This window comes from Algimonas ampicilliniresistens (genome assembly GCF_030159955.1).
Classification (GTDB): Bacteria; Pseudomonadota; Alphaproteobacteria; order Caulobacterales; family Maricaulaceae; genus Litorimonas; species Litorimonas ampicilliniresistens.
The window spans coordinates 640633-660059 of record NZ_BSNK01000001.1; the positions used below are offsets into that span (position 1 = coordinate 640633).

The 19427-nt window shown below is 56.9% G+C and carries 23 protein-coding genes; 14 read left to right on the plus strand and 9 right to left on the minus strand.

Features of this window, described 5'->3' with window-relative positions:
- Window positions 1-10: 10 nt before the first annotated feature.
- From QQL54_RS02890 to QQL54_RS02900, 3 genes are read left to right on the plus strand one after another with little or no spacing between them, the layout of a single operon-like run.
- A complete protein-coding gene (locus QQL54_RS02890) occupies window positions 11-217 on the plus strand; it encodes a DUF2093 domain-containing protein (RefSeq protein ID WP_284387346.1) in 207 nt (68 codons plus the stop codon).
- Between the two features lie 47 nt (window positions 218-264).
- Window positions 265-1068 carry a M23 family metallopeptidase gene (locus tag QQL54_RS02895; protein ID WP_284387347.1) on the plus strand — a complete coding sequence of 268 codons (804 nt, stop codon included), beginning with the start codon at window positions 265-267 and terminating at the stop codon, window positions 1066-1068.
- Window positions 1061-1375 (plus strand): chorismate mutase, encoded by a 315-nt coding sequence (locus tag QQL54_RS02900; protein ID WP_284387350.1) that lies wholly within the window; start codon window positions 1061-1063, stop codon window positions 1373-1375. Before QQL54_RS02895 ends, QQL54_RS02900 begins: the two co-directional genes overlap by 8 nt.
- A 58-nt stretch (window positions 1376-1433) precedes the next feature.
- On the opposite strand, the gene QQL54_RS02905 is transcribed toward QQL54_RS02900, so the two are convergent.
- The 6 genes from QQL54_RS02905 to QQL54_RS02930 all read right to left on the minus strand — a co-directional run bounded on the left by QQL54_RS02905 (window position 1434) and on the right by QQL54_RS02930 (window position 6205).
- On the minus strand, window positions 1434-1823 hold the full coding sequence (locus tag QQL54_RS02905) for a hypothetical protein (protein WP_284387352.1): 390 nt from the start codon (window positions 1821-1823) through the stop codon (window positions 1434-1436).
- A gap of 117 nt (window positions 1824-1940) precedes the next feature.
- Entirely contained in the window at window positions 1941-2369 is a 429-nt protein-coding gene (locus tag QQL54_RS02910) for a nuclear transport factor 2 family protein (protein WP_284387355.1), read from the minus strand.
- Entirely contained in the window at window positions 2366-3259 is an 894-nt protein-coding gene (locus QQL54_RS02915) for a lysophospholipid acyltransferase family protein (protein ID WP_284387358.1), read from the minus strand. The genes QQL54_RS02910 and QQL54_RS02915 overlap by 4 nt, the downstream gene beginning before the upstream one ends.
- A complete protein-coding gene (gene lpxK, locus QQL54_RS02920; RefSeq protein WP_284387362.1) occupies window positions 3256-4272 on the minus strand; it encodes a tetraacyldisaccharide 4'-kinase in 1017 nt (338 codons plus the stop codon). The genes QQL54_RS02915 and lpxK overlap by 4 nt, the downstream gene beginning before the upstream one ends.
- Window positions 4269-5498 (minus strand): 3-deoxy-D-manno-octulosonic acid transferase, encoded by a 1230-nt coding sequence (locus QQL54_RS02925; protein WP_284387364.1) that lies wholly within the window; start codon window positions 5496-5498, stop codon window positions 4269-4271. Before QQL54_RS02925 ends, lpxK begins: the two co-directional genes overlap by 4 nt.
- Window positions 5495-6205: a lysophospholipid acyltransferase family protein gene (locus tag QQL54_RS02930; protein WP_284387366.1), complete on the minus strand. Its 711-nt coding sequence runs from the start codon at window positions 6203-6205 to the stop codon at window positions 5495-5497. The genes QQL54_RS02925 and QQL54_RS02930 overlap by 4 nt, the downstream gene beginning before the upstream one ends.
- A gap of 47 nt (window positions 6206-6252) precedes the next feature.
- Here QQL54_RS02930 and QQL54_RS02935 point away from each other — a divergent pair, with 47 nt between their 5' ends.
- The 7 genes from QQL54_RS02935 (at window position 6253) to QQL54_RS02965 (ending at window position 12688) form a co-directional block, all read left to right on the plus strand.
- Window positions 6253-6933, plus strand: a complete 681-nt coding sequence (locus tag QQL54_RS02935) for a protein-tyrosine phosphatase family protein (protein WP_284387370.1) — start codon at window positions 6253-6255, stop codon at window positions 6931-6933.
- Between the two features lie 73 nt (window positions 6934-7006).
- On the plus strand, window positions 7007-7717 hold the full coding sequence (locus QQL54_RS02940; protein WP_284387373.1) for a type 1 glutamine amidotransferase domain-containing protein: 711 nt from the start codon (window positions 7007-7009) through the stop codon (window positions 7715-7717).
- Between the two features lie 9 nt (window positions 7718-7726).
- Window positions 7727-8179: a VOC family protein gene (locus QQL54_RS02945; protein ID WP_284387377.1), complete on the plus strand. Its 453-nt coding sequence runs from the start codon at window positions 7727-7729 to the stop codon at window positions 8177-8179.
- Window positions 8180-8277: 98 nt separating this feature from the next.
- A complete protein-coding gene (locus QQL54_RS02950) occupies window positions 8278-10230 on the plus strand; it encodes a heme lyase CcmF/NrfE family subunit (protein WP_284387380.1) in 1953 nt (650 codons plus the stop codon).
- Window positions 10227-10700, plus strand: coding sequence for a cytochrome c-type biogenesis protein (locus tag QQL54_RS02955; RefSeq protein ID WP_284387382.1), 474 nt, complete (start codon window positions 10227-10229; stop codon window positions 10698-10700). The genes QQL54_RS02950 and QQL54_RS02955 overlap by 4 nt, the downstream gene beginning before the upstream one ends.
- On the plus strand, window positions 10697-11482 hold the full coding sequence (locus tag QQL54_RS02960; protein WP_284387384.1) for a tetratricopeptide repeat protein: 786 nt from the start codon (window positions 10697-10699) through the stop codon (window positions 11480-11482). Before QQL54_RS02955 ends, QQL54_RS02960 begins: the two co-directional genes overlap by 4 nt.
- Window positions 11483-11629: 147 nt before the next feature.
- On the plus strand, window positions 11630-12688 hold the full coding sequence (locus tag QQL54_RS02965; RefSeq protein ID WP_431355916.1) for a saccharopine dehydrogenase C-terminal domain-containing protein: 1059 nt from the start codon (window positions 11630-11632) through the stop codon (window positions 12686-12688).
- 153 nt (window positions 12689-12841) lie between these two features.
- Here QQL54_RS02965 and QQL54_RS02970 read toward each other — a convergent pair whose 3' ends face one another.
- Window positions 12842-13870: a D-cysteine desulfhydrase family protein gene (locus tag QQL54_RS02970; RefSeq protein WP_284387389.1), complete on the minus strand. Its 1029-nt coding sequence runs from the start codon at window positions 13868-13870 to the stop codon at window positions 12842-12844.
- A gap of 10 nt (window positions 13871-13880) precedes the next feature.
- Window positions 13881-14768, minus strand: coding sequence for a bifunctional methylenetetrahydrofolate dehydrogenase/methenyltetrahydrofolate cyclohydrolase FolD (gene folD, locus QQL54_RS02975; RefSeq protein WP_284387391.1), 888 nt, complete (start codon window positions 14766-14768; stop codon window positions 13881-13883).
- A gap of 295 nt (window positions 14769-15063) precedes the next feature.
- On the opposite strand from folD, the gene QQL54_RS02980 reads away from it, so the two are divergent.
- From QQL54_RS02980 to QQL54_RS02995, 4 genes are read left to right on the plus strand one after another with little or no spacing between them, the layout of a single operon-like run.
- A complete protein-coding gene (locus QQL54_RS02980; protein WP_284387393.1) occupies window positions 15064-15885 on the plus strand; it encodes a type II secretion system protein N in 822 nt (273 codons plus the stop codon).
- Window positions 15882-17783, plus strand: a complete 1902-nt coding sequence (locus QQL54_RS02985; protein WP_284387395.1) for a secretin N-terminal domain-containing protein — start codon at window positions 15882-15884, stop codon at window positions 17781-17783. Before QQL54_RS02980 ends, QQL54_RS02985 begins: the two co-directional genes overlap by 4 nt.
- Window positions 17783-18460, plus strand: a complete 678-nt coding sequence (gene gspN, locus QQL54_RS02990) for a type II secretion system protein N (protein WP_284387397.1) — start codon at window positions 17783-17785, stop codon at window positions 18458-18460. The genes QQL54_RS02985 and gspN overlap by 1 nt, the downstream gene beginning before the upstream one ends.
- 9 nt (window positions 18461-18469) lie before the next feature.
- Entirely contained in the window at window positions 18470-18928 is a 459-nt protein-coding gene (locus QQL54_RS02995; protein WP_284387399.1) for a hypothetical protein, read from the plus strand.
- Here the strand turns inward: QQL54_RS02995 and QQL54_RS03000 are convergent.
- Window positions 18925-19374 (minus strand): prepilin peptidase, encoded by a 450-nt coding sequence (locus QQL54_RS03000; protein WP_284387400.1) that lies wholly within the window; start codon window positions 19372-19374, stop codon window positions 18925-18927. The two genes, QQL54_RS02995 and QQL54_RS03000, sit on opposite strands and share 4 nt — an antisense overlap.
- Window positions 19375-19427 lie beyond the last annotated feature (53 nt).

Here is a 19427-nt window from a genome sequence, read left to right on the forward strand (position 1 = left end):
GGCCATGAACATGTTCTTTCAAAAACAGGGTAAAGCGCAGCTGCACTATGGCAGCAGTGATTTTACCATCCTCGAAGGCGGTAGCTACGTCACTTGCGCCGTAACCGGCGAAAAAATTCCGCTCGAAGAGCTTCGCTATTGGAACGATGAGCGGCAAGAAGCTTACAAAGATGCAGGCGCGGCGCTTAAAGGCTTTCAACGGGCCGGTGTAGCGTGAGGCTTTTTGCGACGGCAGCCTTGTTGCTGGCCGCGTGTGGCGTCCAGATGCCGGCGCTGGCCCAAAACGCGAGTAGCGCGGCTATCAACTGTCACGGCATCACGAAACAGGGTGGCATGGTGATTTGCCGAACCGCCCCGAATGCAAGGGTCGAGATCGGTAGGGCCGAAGATGATACTTACGTCCAATCAGCAGACGGAAACGGTATTCTTATCATTGGGTTTGACCGCGATGAACCTGCGGCGTTCGCGCGTGTGGGTCAGCACCGCGTGAATTTCATGATTGAACCGCGCGACTACGACGTGTCGCGTATCAATGGCCTGCCGAAGAATATGGTCAGCGAATATACGGAAGAAGAGTTGATCCGCATTCGCGCAGCGACAGCGCGGAAAAAAATCGGCTTTGGTTCACGGGTTGCGGAGATTGGTTTTCGCGACGGTTTCATCTATCCCGTTACGGATCATAGAAAGACAACAAATTTCGGCGCGCAGCGCGTTTTGAATGGGGAATCGAAACGACCCCATTTCGGCGTTGATCTGGCTGCGCCCAAAGGCACGCCGATCCTCGCACCTGCTGACGGCATCATCTCGATGGCGGATGACGACATGTATTTCGAAGGCTCGCTCATCCTGATCGATCACGGGCAGGGGCTGATCAGCTATTATCTGCACAATGAGACTGTGTTGGTCGAAGCCGGGCAGCGCGTCAAACAAGGCGAGCAAATCGCGACCGTCGGTAGCCGAGGCCGCTCGACAGGGCCACATTTATGCTGGCGTCTGAAATGGCGCGGACGCAATCTCGATCCTGAACTTCTGACTGAATGGCCGAAAGGGCATAGCGACCATGGCTAAAGCCCCTGAAGAGTGCCGGACGATGACGGATGTGCGCGAAGGCGTCGATGCGCTTGACCGCGAATTGGTGCGGCTGCTCGTGCAGCGGCAGGGCTATATGGACGCTGCAGCGCGGATCAAACCGAACCGCGATGCCGTCTATGACGCGGACCGGATCGAAGATGTCGTCGCCAAAGTGCTAACTGAGGCGCGCGCTCAGGGCCTCTCATCGGATATTGCCGAACCCGTTTGGCGCAAACTCATTGAACGCTGCATCGCGCATGAGTTCGAAGAGTGGGACACCACGCGTGAGAAGCGCTCCGCATAAACAAAAAGGTCCCCAGCCATCGCCGGGAACCTCTTAGTCATTAGATTATTGAGCTGATCTAGTCTTCTGGCGACCAGTCGCCCGTGACCATGCAAGAGCCATCGTCTTGGGCTTCCGTGCCTTCTGGGCACGCGACGGTTGCACTCACATTGGCGTCCACATCAACATCGACGGCCTCGTCCACGGCATCTGCAGCCTCTTCCATCTCGTCAGCGGCTTCGTCCATGGCTTCGTCAGCTTCGTCCATGGCATCATCAGCCGCGTCCTCTACAGCATCCGCGGCATCATCGGTTGCGTCCATAGTCGCGTCCATGGCGTGTTCGGCTGCATCGACGGCTTCACTTTCAACTTCTACGGTCGCGTCAACGTTAGCGTCCTGCGCAAAGGCGCTGGGCGCTGCAAGGAGGATGGCTAGGGCGGCTGCGCCGCTGAGCAATGTTTTCGTCATGATAGGTCCCTCTCAATATGATTCAGTTCTGCTGAACTGCTCAGAGAATACGGCGAGATTGCGACAGCATGCAAGAGTGGCAGGGGATTAACGCGGGGTTGCAGTTAACAAGCTGCGCTATTGAGGAACACTTGGATAGTACCATACGCGGCGGATTAAACCGTCCTCTAGCTGGTAGACTGTGAGCGTACTCTGAGCTTTGCGACTACCGTCCGTTGCGGTCCACGTGGCCGTTTCAGTCACGCTGACATAGTCGCCATTAATGCTCCAGTCTCGTAACGCGCCAGCGACGTCGGGCGTTGACGCGGTATAGTCTCGCAGGATTTTCGCGAGCGTGTCACGACCGCTGATGTCGACCCTGACGTCAGACTCTAAAACGCGGATCCACTCGATTTCTGGATGCTCGACGCTGCTCATCGCATCAAAATCTCTAGCGTTGAACGCATCGACATGCGCAACGATCACGGGATGTGGTTCAGCGGCCTGCTGGCAAGCACTGAATAGGCTCGCTGCCACGATAAGAGCTGAAATCATCGGATGTTTCATGCGTCGCTCCGATAAATCAGTTTTGGCCAGCGTCGATGGACCCAGAACCATTGAGCAGGGTTTTCGCGAATTCGGTTCTCGATAAACCGCGTGACGGCTTCAACACCGGCTGCCACGTCGGCTTTGCGTTGACCAGTCTGGGTCCAGTCTAGAGGCGGGTAGAAGCGAACATGAAAGGTCGCTTTGTTTCGAACGACGCTCATGGGCAAAATGGGACGTTCCGTTTTGAGCGCCAGTCGCACCGCGCCCTGCGCTGTCATTGCATCGACGCCGAAAAACGGGATTTTGAGGCCCGTATTGAATTTCTGGTCGTTCATGATGGCGATTGATTCGCCATTGTGAAGGGCTTCGAACAATTCTCGTCCACCCCGATGGGTCGACTTTTGTACGAGAAACTTTGTGCCATAGGCTTCGCGTTGTTCGCGCACGCGGCGGTCAATCAGCGGATTGTTGATCTTGCGGTAGGTCACTCGCACCGGGCTGGAAGATTGAGTCAGCACAGTCGCCATGACTTCCCAATTCGCAAAATGGCCTGTGGCGATTATCGCTGGCGCATTGGCCAGAAAGATGTCGAGCCCCTCAACCGTAACTCGGGCCTGATCTTCGAACGCGCGAATTCGATCTGTGAGCGCGAACTCGGCGAAGGTGCGTCCGGTATTATCCCACTGTTCGGAGAGAAGACGTTTTAACTCAGCCTCATTGGCGTCTGGAAACGCGATCTTTAGATTAGTTCGCGCAATCTTATGCTTGGATGTCAGAGGGCCGATCCCGCGTAAAATGACCCCGCCCAACCATGATACGAAAGCAAAGGGCAGCAGACGTAATATCCCCGTTACCAGATCATAGCCGAACGCCTCGATCCGGTGGGTAAATGTGACGGGGTCGCTCACCTCACGCTCGGCGGCAATGTTGCGGCGCGGTTGATGATAGGATGCAATAATCGGCGGAGTGTCAGCTCGTCCTCAAACCGTACTTCGACAGGAAAGGCGTGGATGCCGCGTCGATAGCCCGATGGCAGACGGACATAGTCTTTCTCGGTCGTGATCAGCGCCGCGTCATATTCTGACGCCAAAACGAACAGACCTTCGATTTCCGTATCCGAGAAGCGGTGGTGATCGGCAAAGGGGATTTCTTCGACCAAATCTGCGCCCAAGCGGCGGAGTTGATCGAAGAATTTATTGGGCCGTCCAATCCCGGCAAAAGCATAGAGTCGTCCGCTCGGTGGTTGGGCTTTTGGGGCCAGATAGGCCGGGATGACAACCTGACCGGACAGTTGGTCGACTAGATGCTCATCGATCTCGTAATTGGGATCAGGCTTCATCAAAATCACAGCATCGGTTCGATCCAACGCATCCGATAAGGGTTCTCTTAGTGGCCCGGCGGGGAAGACGCAGCCATTGCCAAATCCGACTTCGCCGTCGACAACCAACAGCGACAGTGTTTTCTGCAGCAGCGGGTTTTGGTGCCCATCATCCATGATGATGGTATCTGCGCCTTCCGACACGGCGGCCACGGCTCCCTCATCACGGGCTGCTGCGACCCAAACTGGCCCGGCTCGCGCGATCAGCAGGGGTTCGTCGCCGACATCCTCAGATGTATGGCGCGGCGTGACTGGGATGGGTCCTTTGAGCTGCCCCCCATAGCCGCGTGTCAAAGCGTGAGCATTGACGCCCATTCGGCGCAGGCTCTTAAGCAGATAGATCGCGACAGGGGTTTTTCCTGTTCCACCCAACGTGGCATTGCCAACGCAGATGACGGGCACGCCCGGGTCGAGCGGTACGGTCTGCGAATGTCTGCGCCGTCCAAACCACGCATAAATAGCGCCGAGCGGACGCAACAAGGTGCGGATCATCGGCGCACTCTCGCGGCCCTCGCGAATATTCCAGAACTCTGGCGGCCTCACAGCAATTGCTCCAATTCCCTGACGGTCCGGTTCAGTGACCCCGAACTATTCGCCGCGAACTGTGTCGCATTGGTGACCATCTCGTCCAGCTTTCCTGACAGGCCGTCTCGGATCAAACTGAGGGTTTCATCCTCATCTGCAATGCGAACGGAGTTGGTGTCGACCATGCGCCGATATAGATCGACAAAGCTCGCATGATACGGGCCGCTAACCACAGGCACGCCCGCGCGTGCGGCTTCTAGTGGATTATGGCCCGTCAGGGATGGATCGAAAGATCCGCCCAAGACGCATATGTCAGCCAAGGCCAGCGCTAACCCCATCTCGCCCATCGTATCCATCACATAAGCATTAGCGTCAGTCGGGCGTTCCCCAGCGGAGCGAAGCGGGGCCTTGATGGCGTCAGCGATCGCAGGTCCGCGCGCTGGATGGCGGGGCAGCCAGATCATAAAGACGTCAGAGAGTTCGTCCCGCATCCGACGGAAAACAGCCTCTTCAGCTTCATGGGTGGAGGCGGCAAGCCAGATCGGGCGGTCGCCGATCTGTTCGCGCAATCGGTCACGTTCATCCGTATCGACACCGAGCGCATCGGCATCAAATTTCAAACTGCCAATGTCGGGCACAGTCCGAATGGCGAGATCAGAAATCCCGTCTGCGGTTCGGCGATCTGCGGCCAGAATTGTGTCAAACGCGCCGAATACGGAGTTCGCAAGCGGGAGCCGCTTATGCCACCCTGCGATAGAGCCGTCACTCATACGAGCATTAATCAAAGCGAGCGGAATGCCGGCTCGTTCTGTGGTCCAAATCAGGTTGGGCCATAGTTCGCTTTCGGCAAAGACTGCGAGGTTCGGAAACCAGTAAGCGACAAAGCGCGCGGTTGCTCTCGGCGTATCGAGCGGCAGATATTGATGGAAGGCGCGTTCGGGCAGTTGTTCAGCCAGGAGATCGGCGGAGGTCCGCGTGCCGCTCGTCACCAGTACATGGCGATCCGGCTTTTCTAGCAAACGGTCGATGAGCGGGCGCAACATCTGCGTTTCGCCGACACTGGCACCGTGCAGCCAGATGAGTTCACCCGGGGGGCGCATAATTTCGCTCCGACCGTAGCGTTCCTTTACCCGAGCTGGGTCCTCTTTGCCCGCTTTAATTCGTGTGCGAATCAGAAGGGGCAAAAAAGGCCCGATTAATGACGTGATGAGCCGATAGCCAAATGGTGACTTGAACGGATTCATGCGGCCAACACGGGGGCATGGCCGAGTGCTCCATCAGCGTCAGCCATCAGGGCGTTCATCTCAGCTTCGACGCGCGCACGTGCGGTTTCGATGTCATCATCACTGGCATCTTCGCTAATGTGTACGGGTGTACCCCAGACAATCTGGCCACGGCCAAAGGGTAGGGGCAGGATGAAGCGGTCCCAACTATTAAACTGACGTCGATTGGCGACCGAGAAGGTGCAAGGTTGGACCGGGGCCCCCGACAGGCGGGCAAGTCGAAACGGTCCAATGGGGACGCGTTGGCGTGGTCCTCTGGGTCCATCCGGCGTGATCACGATACAGCCGCCACTCTCAATAGCGTCAAGGATTTCGCGTCCGGCTTTACCGCCGCCTTTGACTTTTGTTTTGGCGGCGTTTTTGGCTGATCCGCGAACCGTCGACAGACCGAGCCAGCGACACGTCCAAGCGACCACCGCCCCGTCGCGAGACCGGGAGATCAGCACATGCGGATGCTGATAGCTCCGTTTCCAAGCACTGGTTAACAACAGGAAGCGCGAATGGAATGTAAGAGCGATAAAGCCCTCGTTGCCTTTGATAATGGGCTCAACCCGTTCTGGATAAAGGATGTCCCAGCGCGTCGTATATTTGACGAGTGTCATCCATAGCGCGACGAGACCGCCGAGTATGGCTTGCATGACTGCGGAGCGCATCAAGCGTTTGAACACAATAGCCCTCCCTGTTAACGGCCCTCTACAAATTAAGATGGGCGAATATGGCGGACTTAGGCGACAAACCACTCGATCTCAACGACCCAAAAGATCGTAAGCAGGCCCGCTATGATCTGACTTGGGGGGATCACGGCTTCCTGCGCAAACGATTTGCCAATCGGCACGATATTGGTGGCGGCATGTACCGCGAAAATCAGCCGTCGCCCGAACGCATTCAGGTTTGGGCTGACGAGGGCATCAAAACGGTGATCAATCTGCGCGGTCCGTCGCCAAAAGGGTTCTATTTACTGGAGAAGGAAGCCTGCGAAAAACACGGTATCGCGCTTGAAAATTACCGCATGTATTCGCGGGATGTGCATAGCAAAGAGCGTCTGCTTGGGACCAAGGATCTGTTTGACCGGATCGAATACCCAGCCGTCATGCACTGTAAGAGTGGCGCAGACCGGACCGGGATTATGGGCGTGCTTTACCGCCACTTCCGGATGGGCGACACGATTGAAGAGGCGATTGACCAACTCTCATTCAGCTATCTGCATGTGCGCCACGGTAAGACGGGGATGCTCGACTTCTTTTTCGAAGATTTCCTGAAATATCAGGCGGATCATCCGGAGGTGAGCTTCGAGGATTGGGTTAAAGGCCCTTATGATCCGGTCGACGTGAAATCTCGATTTATGAGCCATTGGACTGGAAACGCGATAACAGAATGGTTGCTGCGACGGGAATGAGATAAAAGCAGACGATTTGGGCTCCATTCCTCCCGTCGTGCGTAAATAAGGCTCGACCATAAAGGAACTGCCCATGTCTTCCGCTAAAGTAGCTATCATCGTCACGTCGCATACCCAGATGGGTGGCCCGGATACAGATCCGACAGGGGTCTGGCTGGAAGAGTTGACGACACCTTATTACGCGATGACCGATGCTGGTCTGGATGTTACCGTATTTACCATTGCAGGCGGCGAAGTGCCTGTTGATCCCCGTAGTATCGGTGGCGATGATGAGCCAGCTGCCAGTGTCAAACGCTATCGGGATGATGACGCCGTACAGGCGCTGTTCCACAACACACCATCCGTCGAAGCGGTTGATGTCGCCAAATACGATGTTGTTTTCTTACCTGGTGGGCATGGGACGATGTTCGATTACCCAAAAAGCGAGACGCTAAAAAAGATCGTCGAAAGGACGATTGCCACAGACAAGATCATGGCTGCAGTCTGTCACGGCCCTGCGGGTCTCGTCACGGCCACAGACTCAAACGGTCAGTCTCTCCTAAAAGGCCGCCGCGTCGCAGGTTTCACGAATTCCGAAGAAGACGGCGTCGGCCTCAGTGAAACCGTTCCATTCTTATTGGAAGATCGTCTCAAGGCACTGGGTGCGAATTATGTATCGGGACCGGACTGGGCTCCGTTTGCCGTACGCGACGCGAGCCTGATCACCGGGCAGAACCCTGCATCAGCAACCGCTGTAACAGATTTGATTCTCGAGGTGCTGGAAGAACGCTCCGCAAAAGGGTAGTCTCCGGGTATGGAATATCTGCACACAATGGTTCGCGTGGCGGACATCGACACGGCAATCGACTTCTATTGCGGCGCGCTCGGACTGGAAGAGATGAGCCGTTACGATAATGAGGGTGGGCGATTCACCTTGGTCTTTCTCGCCGCGCCCGGAGACGCCGCACGCGCTAAAGAGGCGAAAGCGCCGATGGTCGAACTGACTTATAATTGGCCGAATGAGGACGTATCTGAGACCTACACGGGCGGTCGTAATTTCGGTCATCTCGCTTACCGCGTCGAGGACATTTACGCGGCGTGTGAGCGTCTGCAGTCCAAAGGCGTGATCATTAATCGCCCGCCGCGCGATGGGCGCATGGCGTTTGTCCGGTCCCCAGACGGAATCTCAATCGAGTTGTTACAAAAAGGTGAGGCTCTGCCGCCCAAAGCTCCATGGACCGATATGGAGAATGTCGGCAGTTGGTAGCTTCATTAGGCGAGGCCAATAGCAATTATAGACAATCTGAACCCACGAACGTGACGCCCGTCATTGCCGCGCTCGCTCTCGCCCGCTAGGCGGCAGGCGTGATTGCCGAAGCCGGACATATTGCCCTGATCCTCGCATTTGTCGTGGCCCTGTTGCAGGGTACGATCCCGCTGATCGGTGCGCAAATGAATCACGGCCGCGCCATGGCTCTGGCTGAGCGTGCTGCGCTGGCACAAGCGTCTTTGCTCTTGGTGAGCTTTGCTTTGCTGACCACGGTGTTTCTGCGCTCGGACTTCTCCGTCCTGCTGGCCGCCCAACACAGCCATACGATGAAGCCGCTGCTCTATAAAATCAGCGGTGTGTGGGCGAACCATGAGGGTTCGATGCTGCTCTGGGTCGTCATCCTGGGGGTTTATGGCGCGATGGTGCCGCTGTTTGGTAAGTCGCTACCGCTCTCGCTCAAGGCGCGCGCGCTGGCCGTACAAGGCTTGCTCGGCGCGGGTTTTATCGGCTTTGTACTGTTCACCTCGAACCCGTTTGAGCGGCTCGACCCTATTCCACTTGATGGCATGGGTCTGAACCCATTGTTGCAAGATCCCGGCCTCGCGATCCATCCACCGCTGCTTTACATCGGCTATGTCGGGTTCAGCTTGGCGTTCTCATTTGCCGTTGCAGCGCTGATCGAGGGACGTGTCGACGCCGTTTGGGCGAGGTGGTTGCGGCCTTGGGTACTTTTGGCTTGGAGTTTCCTGACACTGGGCATCACGATTGGCTCTGTCTGGGCCTATTATGAGCTCGGTTGGGGTGGTTGGTGGATGTGGGATCCAGTCGAAAATGTCTCCTTCATGCCATGGCTTGCGGGTACGGCGCTGCTGCATTCAATCTTGAGCCTGCAACAGCGTCACAGCCTCGCCAACTGGACCGTCTTGCTCGCCATTTCGACCTTCTCGCTCTCCATGATTGGGACGTTCGTGGTCCGGTCTGGTGTGCTGGTCAGCGTGCATGCGTTTGCCGTCGATCCAGCGCGCGGCGTGGTGATTTTGGCCTTGTTGCTATTCTACACGGGCGCAGCGCTCGCGCTCTATGCGGTGCGCGCCAATACGCTACAACGCCGCGCGCAGCTCAATTTGGTCAGTCGGGAAGGCGGGTTGGTCGTCAATAATCTTGTTCTGGTCATCGCCACAGCCACTGTCTTTCTCGGTACATTCTATCCGCTTTTCGTAGAGGCGACGACAGGCGAGAAAATTAGTGTCGGCCCACCCTATTTTGATGTCGTCTTTGCCCCCATGATGATCGCGCTGATTGCCGTCATGGCTATCGCGCCAATGTTGAAGTGGCGCGAAGACAGTCTGGCACGCTACCGCTCTGTTCTGATTAAGGTCGCGGCTTTTTCTGCCGTGGTTGCTGTTTTGACCTATTTTCTCGGCAAGTCAGTGTTGGGCGCGCTGTCCTTCGGTTTTGCGGCTTGGCTGACGGCTGGCACGATTGCGTCTGTTCATCGTCGCACCGGGTTTACATGGTCGCGCTTACGGGCGCAGCCTGCCGGAACGTGGGGGTTTGTGCTCGCCCACCTTAGCGTTGCCATTTTTACCGTTGGCGTCACCGCGATGAGCATCGGCGCGAAGGACGATGTCGCCCGTCTTGCGCAGGGCGATAGTTTGGACGTGGCTGGCTATACATTCACACTTCGCGGAACGGAGCAGGGCGCGCGCGACAATTTCCAATATCTCGCCGGGACGGTCGACGTAACGAAGGAAGGGCGTCAGGTCGCTAGTCTTGTGACGCAGCGGCGTTATTACCCAGTGCGTGAAATGTTCACGTCAGAAGCTGGTTTTAAATTGTCGCCGGGTGCGATGCTGTTTGCGGCGATTGGTGAAGGCGGCAATGATGAAGGCGTGATTATCCGTGCCTATTATCAGCCAGGCGTGTTGTGGATTTGGATTGGGGCACTGCTCATGTCACTCGCAGGGTTCATCAGCATGGCGGACCAAAGATTACGATTGCCAAAACGCGATCAGGTTTCGCCCATCGTTGCGGTTCCTGCGGAATGAGACCGTTCGCTTTCGTTCTCTTGCTGCCACTCTTGATGTTTGGGGAATCGTCCGCCTTTGCACAGCTTGATCCTGCACCATCCGAAACTTCCATCACAATATCGCCTGAGAATGAGGCGCGCGCGCGCGCACTGGGCCGCACGCTTCGCTGTGTGGTCTGCCAGAACCAGTCGATCGAAGAATCGGATGCCGAATTGGCGGCAGATATGCGGACCCTCGTCCGTGAGGCACTTTCGAGCGGGTCCACCGAAGCCGAAGTGACCGCGCTGATGCGGGACCGCTACGGCGACTATGTTTTGCTTAAACCGCCTGTTCAGGGCAATACGCTGGTGCTGTGGTTTGCGCCTCTGATCGCGATTTTTCTGGGCCTAGTTTGGTTCATCTCGTTGAAACGAAAACGTCAATCGGTCCCTGTTGAAGCCTTGTCTGACGAAGAGCGTGAACGGCTGGAGGCTTTGCGCCAGTCATGATCTGGATCGTCCTCATAATCGCCGCTTTGGCAACGCTGCTCGTTCTCGCCCCTGCCTTTGTCGGGCCGGTCGAAATGGATAGCGATGAGCGCGCTGATTATTTTGAGCAGATCGATGCGTTGGACGCGCGTGATGATCTCGATCCAGAGACCAAAGCGGCGGCGAAACTCGCGCTAGAAAGACAAATTCTGAAAGCGGAGACGGCTGAGGCCGGAGGCGGCGGACGTTTTCTGGCGACGATTGCGTCCGTCGCTCTGCTGGGTGGCGGTGCAACTATCTATAATGTGGTGGGCCACCCTGAGCCGCTTGTGCAGGAAGTTTCTGAGGAAGACGGACTACTCCGGCAACTTGAAGCGCGCCTGGCGACGGACCGCGCGGACGATCCGCTAGGATGGACCCTTTATGCGCGCGCCTTGGCGTCGCTGGGGCGAACAAACGATGCGGTTCGCGCTTATGACCGTGCTCTCGCTTTGAATAATGATCCGGCGCTGCGGGCTGAGGCCGAAGCTCTATTGCGCGGCCCGTCACAGGAAGAAATAACCGCCGCGATGGAGATGTCAGAGGCGGACCGCACCGATATGATTCGCGGCATGGTGGACGGCCTGGCCGCTCGGTTGGCCGAAAGTCCGCAAGATGCGCCGGGTTGGGCACGACTCATCCGCGCCAGACTTGTGTTGGGTGATCCAGTCGACGACGATATTGCCAGCATGCGCAAAGCTTATGCTGATCGTCCGGCTGTCGCCGACCAGATCCTACGTGAAGCGGGATATGAAAGTCCCTAGGGACTCGGTCTGATAGTCCGTGTGTAGCGTTGCCTTGGAACACGCTGGGCACAAGGCTGGTGAAATATACTGCAAACTCCGCAATTCCTACGATGACAAAGGCGTTCAACCTTGGCAAAGCGCCCGCTTTCCACTCAGGAGACAAAGATGAAGAGCATAGCCGTTCTGGGACTAGGCAAAGTTGGCGCATTGGCTGCGCAGTTGCTGGTCGATAGTGATTTCGCCGTAATTGGCGTCGATATGCATGCAGACCCTGACAAGCATAGTCACGAAGTTCGCCGTATTGATGTGACCGATGCGGTCTCGCTCGGGGCGTTGTTCGCCGACGTGGACGCGGTGCTGTCCTGCTTACCCTATCACCTCAACATTGGCGTGTCCGATGTCGCGCATGCGGCGGGCATTCACTATTTCGATCTGACTGAGGATGTACCGACGACGAACCATGTTCGGAAGCTGGCCGAAACGTCCAAAGGGTTGATGGCACCACAGTGTGGCCTTGCTCCCGGCTTTGTCGGCATTGTCGGCGCAGACCTGATTGCACACTTCGATGAGACCCGGTCTTGCCGGATGCGGGTTGGCGCGCTGCCGCAAAACCCGACAGGCTTGATGGGTTATGCGTTCAACTGGTCACCCGAAGGCGTTGTAAACGAATACCTCAATGATTGCGAAGTCATCGAAGACGGCGAACGCAAGATGGTCTCGGCCATGGAATGGCGCGAAAAAGTCTTCATTGATGGGCTAGAACTAGAAGCCTTCACGACCTCGGGTGGGCTTGGCACGATGTGCGAGACCTATCTCGGTAAGGTCGACAATATGGATTATAAGACCATGCGCTATCCGGGTCACTTTGACCTGATGAACTTCTTCTTCCACGAGCTCCTGATGCGCGAAGACCGCGAAAAGGCCGGTGAAATCCTGATCAACGCCAAACCGCCGGTTGATCAAGATGTAGTCTATGTCCACGTCGCTGCCGAAGGGCTGATCGACGGGAAATTATCGCGCAAAGAGTTTGTTGGCGCTTACAAACCGTTGATGATTGCAGGCAAGAGCCGCACGGCCATCGCTTGGACGACAGCGGGTTCCGTAGTCGCCGTGATCGAGATGGTCCGCGAAGGCACACTACCCAGCAGTGGCTTCCTCAAGCAGGAAGACATCTCGCTCGCCGCCCTGATGGAAACGCGTACCGGTAGTTTCTACACACGTTAGCCTGAGTTTACGGAGACGCTGCGTTTAAGCGTCATTTCAAGATCAACACCGTCGGCCGAAACTCGGTCGACGGTGTTTTTTTGTCCGGCCAACATATCCATTAGAACAGAGAACCCATTGCGAAACTTGATCGGCCTCAGTTGCAGCATCTTGTTAAGCCCCGAAAAGCTGCTCTGGCATGTAGGCAAAGAGGGCCGCATCGCCACCCGTATGAACGAAGATCACTGTGTCGCCGGACCCATATTCGCCTGCCTTGATGAGGTCGATCAGCCCGGCCAGGCTCTTGGCCGAATAAGTCGGATCAAGGATTAGCCCTTCCAGTCGACCGGCTAAACGCAGCGCGTTCAAGCAGGAGGGATGCGGCTGCCCATATCCTGTTCCGGCCATGCCGGCACGCAGGTCGATGATGGATCGATCGAACGACCAATCCAGCATCTCTGCGGCTTCCACAGCAATCCGCTCGACGTCGTGCCGTACGCGCTCTGGTTCCCCGTCAATATCAAAGCCGATGACGGCTGTTCCGGGCAGCGCGATATTCGCGCCGAGGGCTAACCCAGCATGAGTACCGCCGCTGCCAGAGGCAAAGACGATGGCGTTTGGCGACAGTGCTTCATCATCGCATTGATGGGCGAGTTCGGCGCAGAGGCTGGAATAGCCGATGGCTCCCAGCGCATTGGAGATACCGTAGGGCAGGATGGCCGGGTTGTGTCCGTCAGCGCGAAGCTCGTCGGCGATGCGGGCCATGGCCCCATTCGGATCGGCATCCCACGACACATCATGTTTGATGGCCCCAAATAATGTGTTCAATAGGGCGTTGCCGGAATTACTGTAACGGTCTGATTTTGACGCAACACGACCGTGAAACACGGCTAGATGACATGGCAGACCCATTTTAGCGCACACCGCCGCCACCTGCCTTTGGCTGTTAGACTGAACCACCCCGCCGGACACAACACAGTCGGCACCCGCATCAATGGCGGCTTTCAAGACATAATCGATTTTCCGGAGCTTATTGCCGCCAAGGCCAAGCCCAGTCAGGTCATCTCGCTTGACCCAAATATCGGGTCCGCCAAGATGAGCGGAGAGGTTACGCAGAGGTTGAAGCGGCGTCGGCAGTTGCGCCAGCCCAAGACGGGGAAAGGCCGCAAGGCGACGGTCTAGGGCTGCGGCGTTCAATGTCATGCTCAGTCCGCTAGATTGCCAGACCATCCGGGACGGCTAAACCTCGTCGCGCGCAGGCAGCGAGGACTGTGTTGCGCAGTAGGCAGGCAATGGTCATGGGGCCAACCCCGCCTGGCACGGGCGTAATCGCGCCGGCGACGGGTTCGGCTTCAGCAAAATCAACATCGCCGACCAATCGTGTGCCGGACTTACGGCTCGCATCTTCGATCCGGTTAATGCCGACATCAATGACGCAGGCTCCGGCCTTGATCCAGTCTGCTTTGACCATGTTGGGTCGTCCGACAGCCGGGATAAGAATATCCGCGCCGCGGCAGACAATCGACAAATTTTCAGTTCGGGAATGGGCGATGGTCACGGTGCAATTCTGCTCTAGGAAAAGCAGCGCGGTCGGTTTTCCGACGAGGATAGAGCGACCAATCACAACACAATGTTTGCCAGTCAGATCGCCCAGTGTCTCCTTCGCTAAAATAACACAGCCAGTTGGCGTGCAAGGTCGCAGACCCGATTTGCCGAGCAGCAGCCGTCCCGCACTGACTTCGGTCAGCCCATCTACATCCTTGTCAGGGTCGATTTCAGCGATCACGCGGTTGCTGTTGATATGGTCGGGTAGGGGCAGTTGGACGAGAATGCCGTCCACATCGGGGTCGGCGTTGAGCGCGCGAACGGTTTCGACAACGGCATCTTCAGAAGTGTCGGCCGGGAGGCGCTGCTCAACACTATTCATACCGGTTTCGCGCGTGAATTTGATCTTGTTGCGGACATAGACGTGGCTAGCCGGGTCATCGCCCACGAGGACGACGGCGAGTGTCGGCGTGACAGCGAGGCTTTTGACAGCCACAGCCACATCATTCCGTAGGCGTGCTGCGACCTGTTTGCCGTCGATGAGATTGCCGCTCATGTCTAAATCTCCATGCGCTGGTAAGGGTGAGGCCGTGTTCTGAGCGCTATACACATGGCAACGAGCCTAAGTGAAGGATGTTCCGCGATGCTTGCAGTCGACGTCTGAATTATTTTGGCCGTACGACACAACTAGACAGGGTGTTCTGTCCCCGGCAAACGTCGTGACTGTCGTAAAGCATTTGCAAAGGCGCGCTAGGGCGAGCTTTTCACCGACCGAGTTGGCACTGTTCCAAAGAGCGGCGTCGTATCAGAAGGGACCAGAGGCAGGGGATGATCAGTCCAATGATAGGCCAATGACAAGGTGGACCACCGCACCGTCGACGTCGCTTGTCTGGCTGCGTCGGGGTCTCTTGCTTGTGTTCACCGCGCTCGCAACGTGGCTGACGGTCAAGCTGATCTTGGCCATCGCTACACCATCGAGCCTATGGGAGCCGGTGATGATTGCGCGGCCGGGACCGTCCGCGACTACGGAAACTCGAACCTATGATTTTAGTTATAATCCTTTCGCCGTTGGGGATGCCGACACCGTGGAAGTGCCCTCCATCGACCCGGCGGGTGATGCGCCAGAGACAACACTCAACCTCGAACTGAAGGGGTTACGGTCGGGCGAAAACGGGACAGCTTTTGTGCAAACACCCGATGGGCAGGACGACAATTATTATATCGGCGATGAAATCATGCCGAACGTGATTTTACGAGGTGTCTTTCCCAACTATGTTTTGATTGAAGTGAACGGACAAACCCAACGTCTCACAACGGCGGATGCTAAGGCGGCCCGGGCGGCTGGACCCACGCCAAACCAGAGCGCCACGCTGCAGACTTTGCGAAGCGCTGATGCGGCGACCCTGTTGTCGCAAGTCGAAATTCGACCTTATTTGGATATGGACCTCAACCGCGTCGGCGTGACCGTCAGCCCGCGATCATCCGCTATTGATCTGTCGACTTACGGGCTTCGCTCAGATGATATTATTACGCGGTTCGCCGGACAAAGCCTGACTAACGGCTTTCCGGATATTGCTGCGCTGCGACGTAGTGCTGGGTCTGGTCGACCGGTTGACGTTGACATCATCCGCGACGGCCAACCCATGACGATCACGATCGGATCTTCTTCATGACGTTCTTCAGTACCTCAAATTTTGGGCGGTCCTTGCTGCTAGGCGTAGCGCTCGCCATCGTGCCGATGACGCAGGCCTTCGCCGCAGACGATCATATGATTAGCCTGCAAGAAGCCGATATTCGCGATTTTATCGATGATGTGTCCGTGGTCACTGGTCGGACCTTCCTGGTTGATCCGCGTGTACAGGGCAAAGTCACAATCAGTAGTGAGAAGGCGCTGAACGACCGCGAAGTCTTCAATGTTTTCAAGGAAGTTTTGCGCGTGCACGGCTACACATTAGTGCGCACGCCGAACGGTGAATATCGAGTGACCTTGCTTCAGGGTAGCGCCCAAGACGCGCCGCTGACGACTTCGAACGGTGCGTCAGGCCAGATGAGCACGGCGATCATCAAACTGCGCGAGGCTGACGCCGCCGCCGCCGCGCGCCTCATTAAACCGGTGATGCACAGTCAGGGGCAAGTGACCGCCAACCCGAATGGACGTGTTCTCGTTGTCACCGATTTTCCGGAAAATCTGCGCAAAGCCCGTGAGATCGCGACAGCGATGGAGAGCAGCAATGTCGCGCGGGAAATAATCCAACTCCGACAGCTTTCTGTCGTCGATGCGGAGGAAGCGCTGACCACACTAGGTGGGCAAACCCCACCTTATAAAGTTGTGGCGCTACCGGCGACTAATTCTCTGATTATTGAGGCGAGCCCGGATGAAATGGTTCGTTTGCGCCAGCTCCTAGAGACTATGGATGTGGGCAGCGCCACACCGCGCGGCGCGATTAGCGTTGTGCCTCTGCGTTTTGCGAATGGGGCGGATCTGATCGAAATGATAGCAGGTCTTTTGCCAAGCTATGCGCAGGATGGTCAGCCCGCGCCGACTGTGGCCTATGATGCGGGGTCAAATACGCTGGTGATTTCTGCCGAAGGAGAGACACAGGCTGAACTGACCGCCCTGATCCGACGCCTTGATGTCCGCCGTCCGCAGGTTCTCGTCGAAGCGCTGATCGTAGAAATCTCGGATGTCGCCGCGAAAGAACTCGGCGTGCAATTCGCTCTCGGCGATACGTCTGGTCAGACAATTCCGCTGATCTCGACCAATTATACGCGCAGTGCGCCAAACCTTCTCTCCCTCGCGGGGGCGCTGGGTGTCACTGGGGACGATGTTGATGAAGACACAAGAGCCGCCGCGCTAAGTACACTGACAGGTCTGAGCGGGGGGACCATAGGGATTGGCGGACGCAGCGGAGACGTGTTGTTCGGGGCGATCTTGAATGCGGTTGAAACTGACGATGATAGTAATGTGCTCTCGACACCCTTTGTCACTACGCTCGACAACCAACCGGCGACCTTCCTCGTCGGCCAAGAAATTCCAATTACGACGGGCGAGGCGCTAGGGTCGGCCAATGTGAATCCTTTCCGCACCTTTGAGCGCAAAGAAGTCGGTATTCAGCTCGATGTGCTGCCGCAAATTTCCGAAGGCGACGTGATCCGCCTCGAGATCAGTCAGGAAGTGAGCTCTATTGCCGGGGTTCTGACCTCTGATGCCGGCGATTTTGTGACCAATAAGCGCCAAATCACAACGACGGTCCTCGCCAATGACGGTGAAATCATCGTGCTCGGTGGATTGCTTCAGGATGACGAACAGATCGATTTTGAGAAAGTCCCGGTTTTGGGAGACCTACCCGTTGTCGGTGGTCTGTTCCGCTCCAAGGGACAATCACGAACGAAGACGAATTTGATGGTATTCCTTCGTCCCACCATAATCCGCAATGCTGAAGACGCGCGTGAGTTAACGCAGAGCAGACTGAACCGGATGCGGCTCGAAGATGTGAACCAGAGCGGACGAACTCGGTCTAAGATTGATGAAATCCTGATTGATCCGCTACCAATGGAGCAAACCGAGTAATGCGAGGCTTGCTCATCGGACTGGCGGTTCTGGCCGGGTTGGCCTCGCTGATCCGCTACTTCCCACTGTCTTGGGCCGGGACCGCTTTACCCAGTGGGGTCGGCACCTATTCTGGTACGATCTGGAACGGGCAGGTGAGTAACGTGCCCTTACTGGGCGCAGTCAGTGTGAATGGATCACTGGGTGGCGTGCAGATTCAAACCCCGCCCGGAGAGGTCACATTCTCAGGTGCTGTGACGCCAAATGGCGTGACGGATCTGGTTCTATCGATGCCCATTGCCCGTCTTCCTATGTCGGATACACGGCTTGAGGGTCTGGCGGGACGCATGTCTTTGCAGATTGATGAAGCCGTGATCAAGGACGGCGCTTGCGTGTCGGCAACAGGCCGGGCCTCAAGCGATGTGTTGGCGGCCAACCGGGGACGATTTCAATGGGCGGGCCCAGAATTGTCCGGCCCGGTCGACTGCATAGACGGGCGGCTTCGCGTTCAGTTGAGTGGCGAAGATGCCGGGCAGGCGGTCGCAGCTACAATCACGACCGGTCTCGACGGAATTTATCGCTCAGAGATCAGCGTCACGACGATTGACGCGGCAGCGGGCAATGTCCTGACCTTGTTCGGCTTCAATCCGGCGGATGCAGGTCGTTACACACTGTCCGAGCAAGGGCGTTGGCGCTAGGCGTCCACAATGCGCGCTTCACTCCTTATCTCTGTCATCTGTTTGGCGGGCTGCGCGACGACCGCGTCTCAAGACCCGGAGCCGCTGGTGGAGGCTATTCCACCGGAGGCGCCAACCTCTGCTTCTGGGATGTCCAATAGGCTCAGTCCGCAAGTATTGGCGCCGGGCGAATGCGGGCTGTTTGCTTGGGAGAATGCCGCTGACCCCCGTTTCATTTTCTTCGCTAAGCCGGGCTCGGCTCTTTACGCGCCGCGAGAAGGCGCTGTCAGACAGTTGTCTGCTAAGGGTGATTTCCCGACGATGGATTATGGTCCCGTCCAACTAACCTTAGGTCCATCAGAGGCAATGATTGAAGGTATTCGCTACCCGTCGGCCCGGCTTAAAGAGACGCTGGAGGATGGGTTCACGCGCATACAGCCCGTTGTCGTTCTACAGACGTGCCAAAGGTCCGAGGGCCGGTCCGGCTAAAGGATGGCTTGCACGAGCCAGACGGCTCCGATCCCGATGGCCAGAAACGGACCAAATGGAATGCGCGTATCTCTTTGCTCGCCCTTCGGCAAAATATAGATCAGGGCGCTGACGCTGGCGATCAGAACAATGGCGGGCAGCGCCCACGCTCCGCACCAAGCGCCGCCGGCTGCCAACAATTTGGCATCTCCGCGACCAAGCCCGTCGCGTTTTCGGATCAGGCGGTAGAGAACCTCCACAGCCCAGAAGACGCCATATCCCAGCGCGGCACCCAGCAAATGCGGATAGAAATCTTCTGCTGTTCCAAATGCCCAGAGAAGCCCTGCGGCGATCAGCGGTAGAGTGATGATATTGGGCAGGCGATGCGTCGCCCAATCGATACGCGCGAGTTGGATCAGGGCGGTGATCAGCACGAGGCCGCTCAGAACTGTTATAACCATCATCATAAGCTCGGTTTATCCGAAAAGCCTTTGGACGGAAGCGGCAAAATCCGTCATAG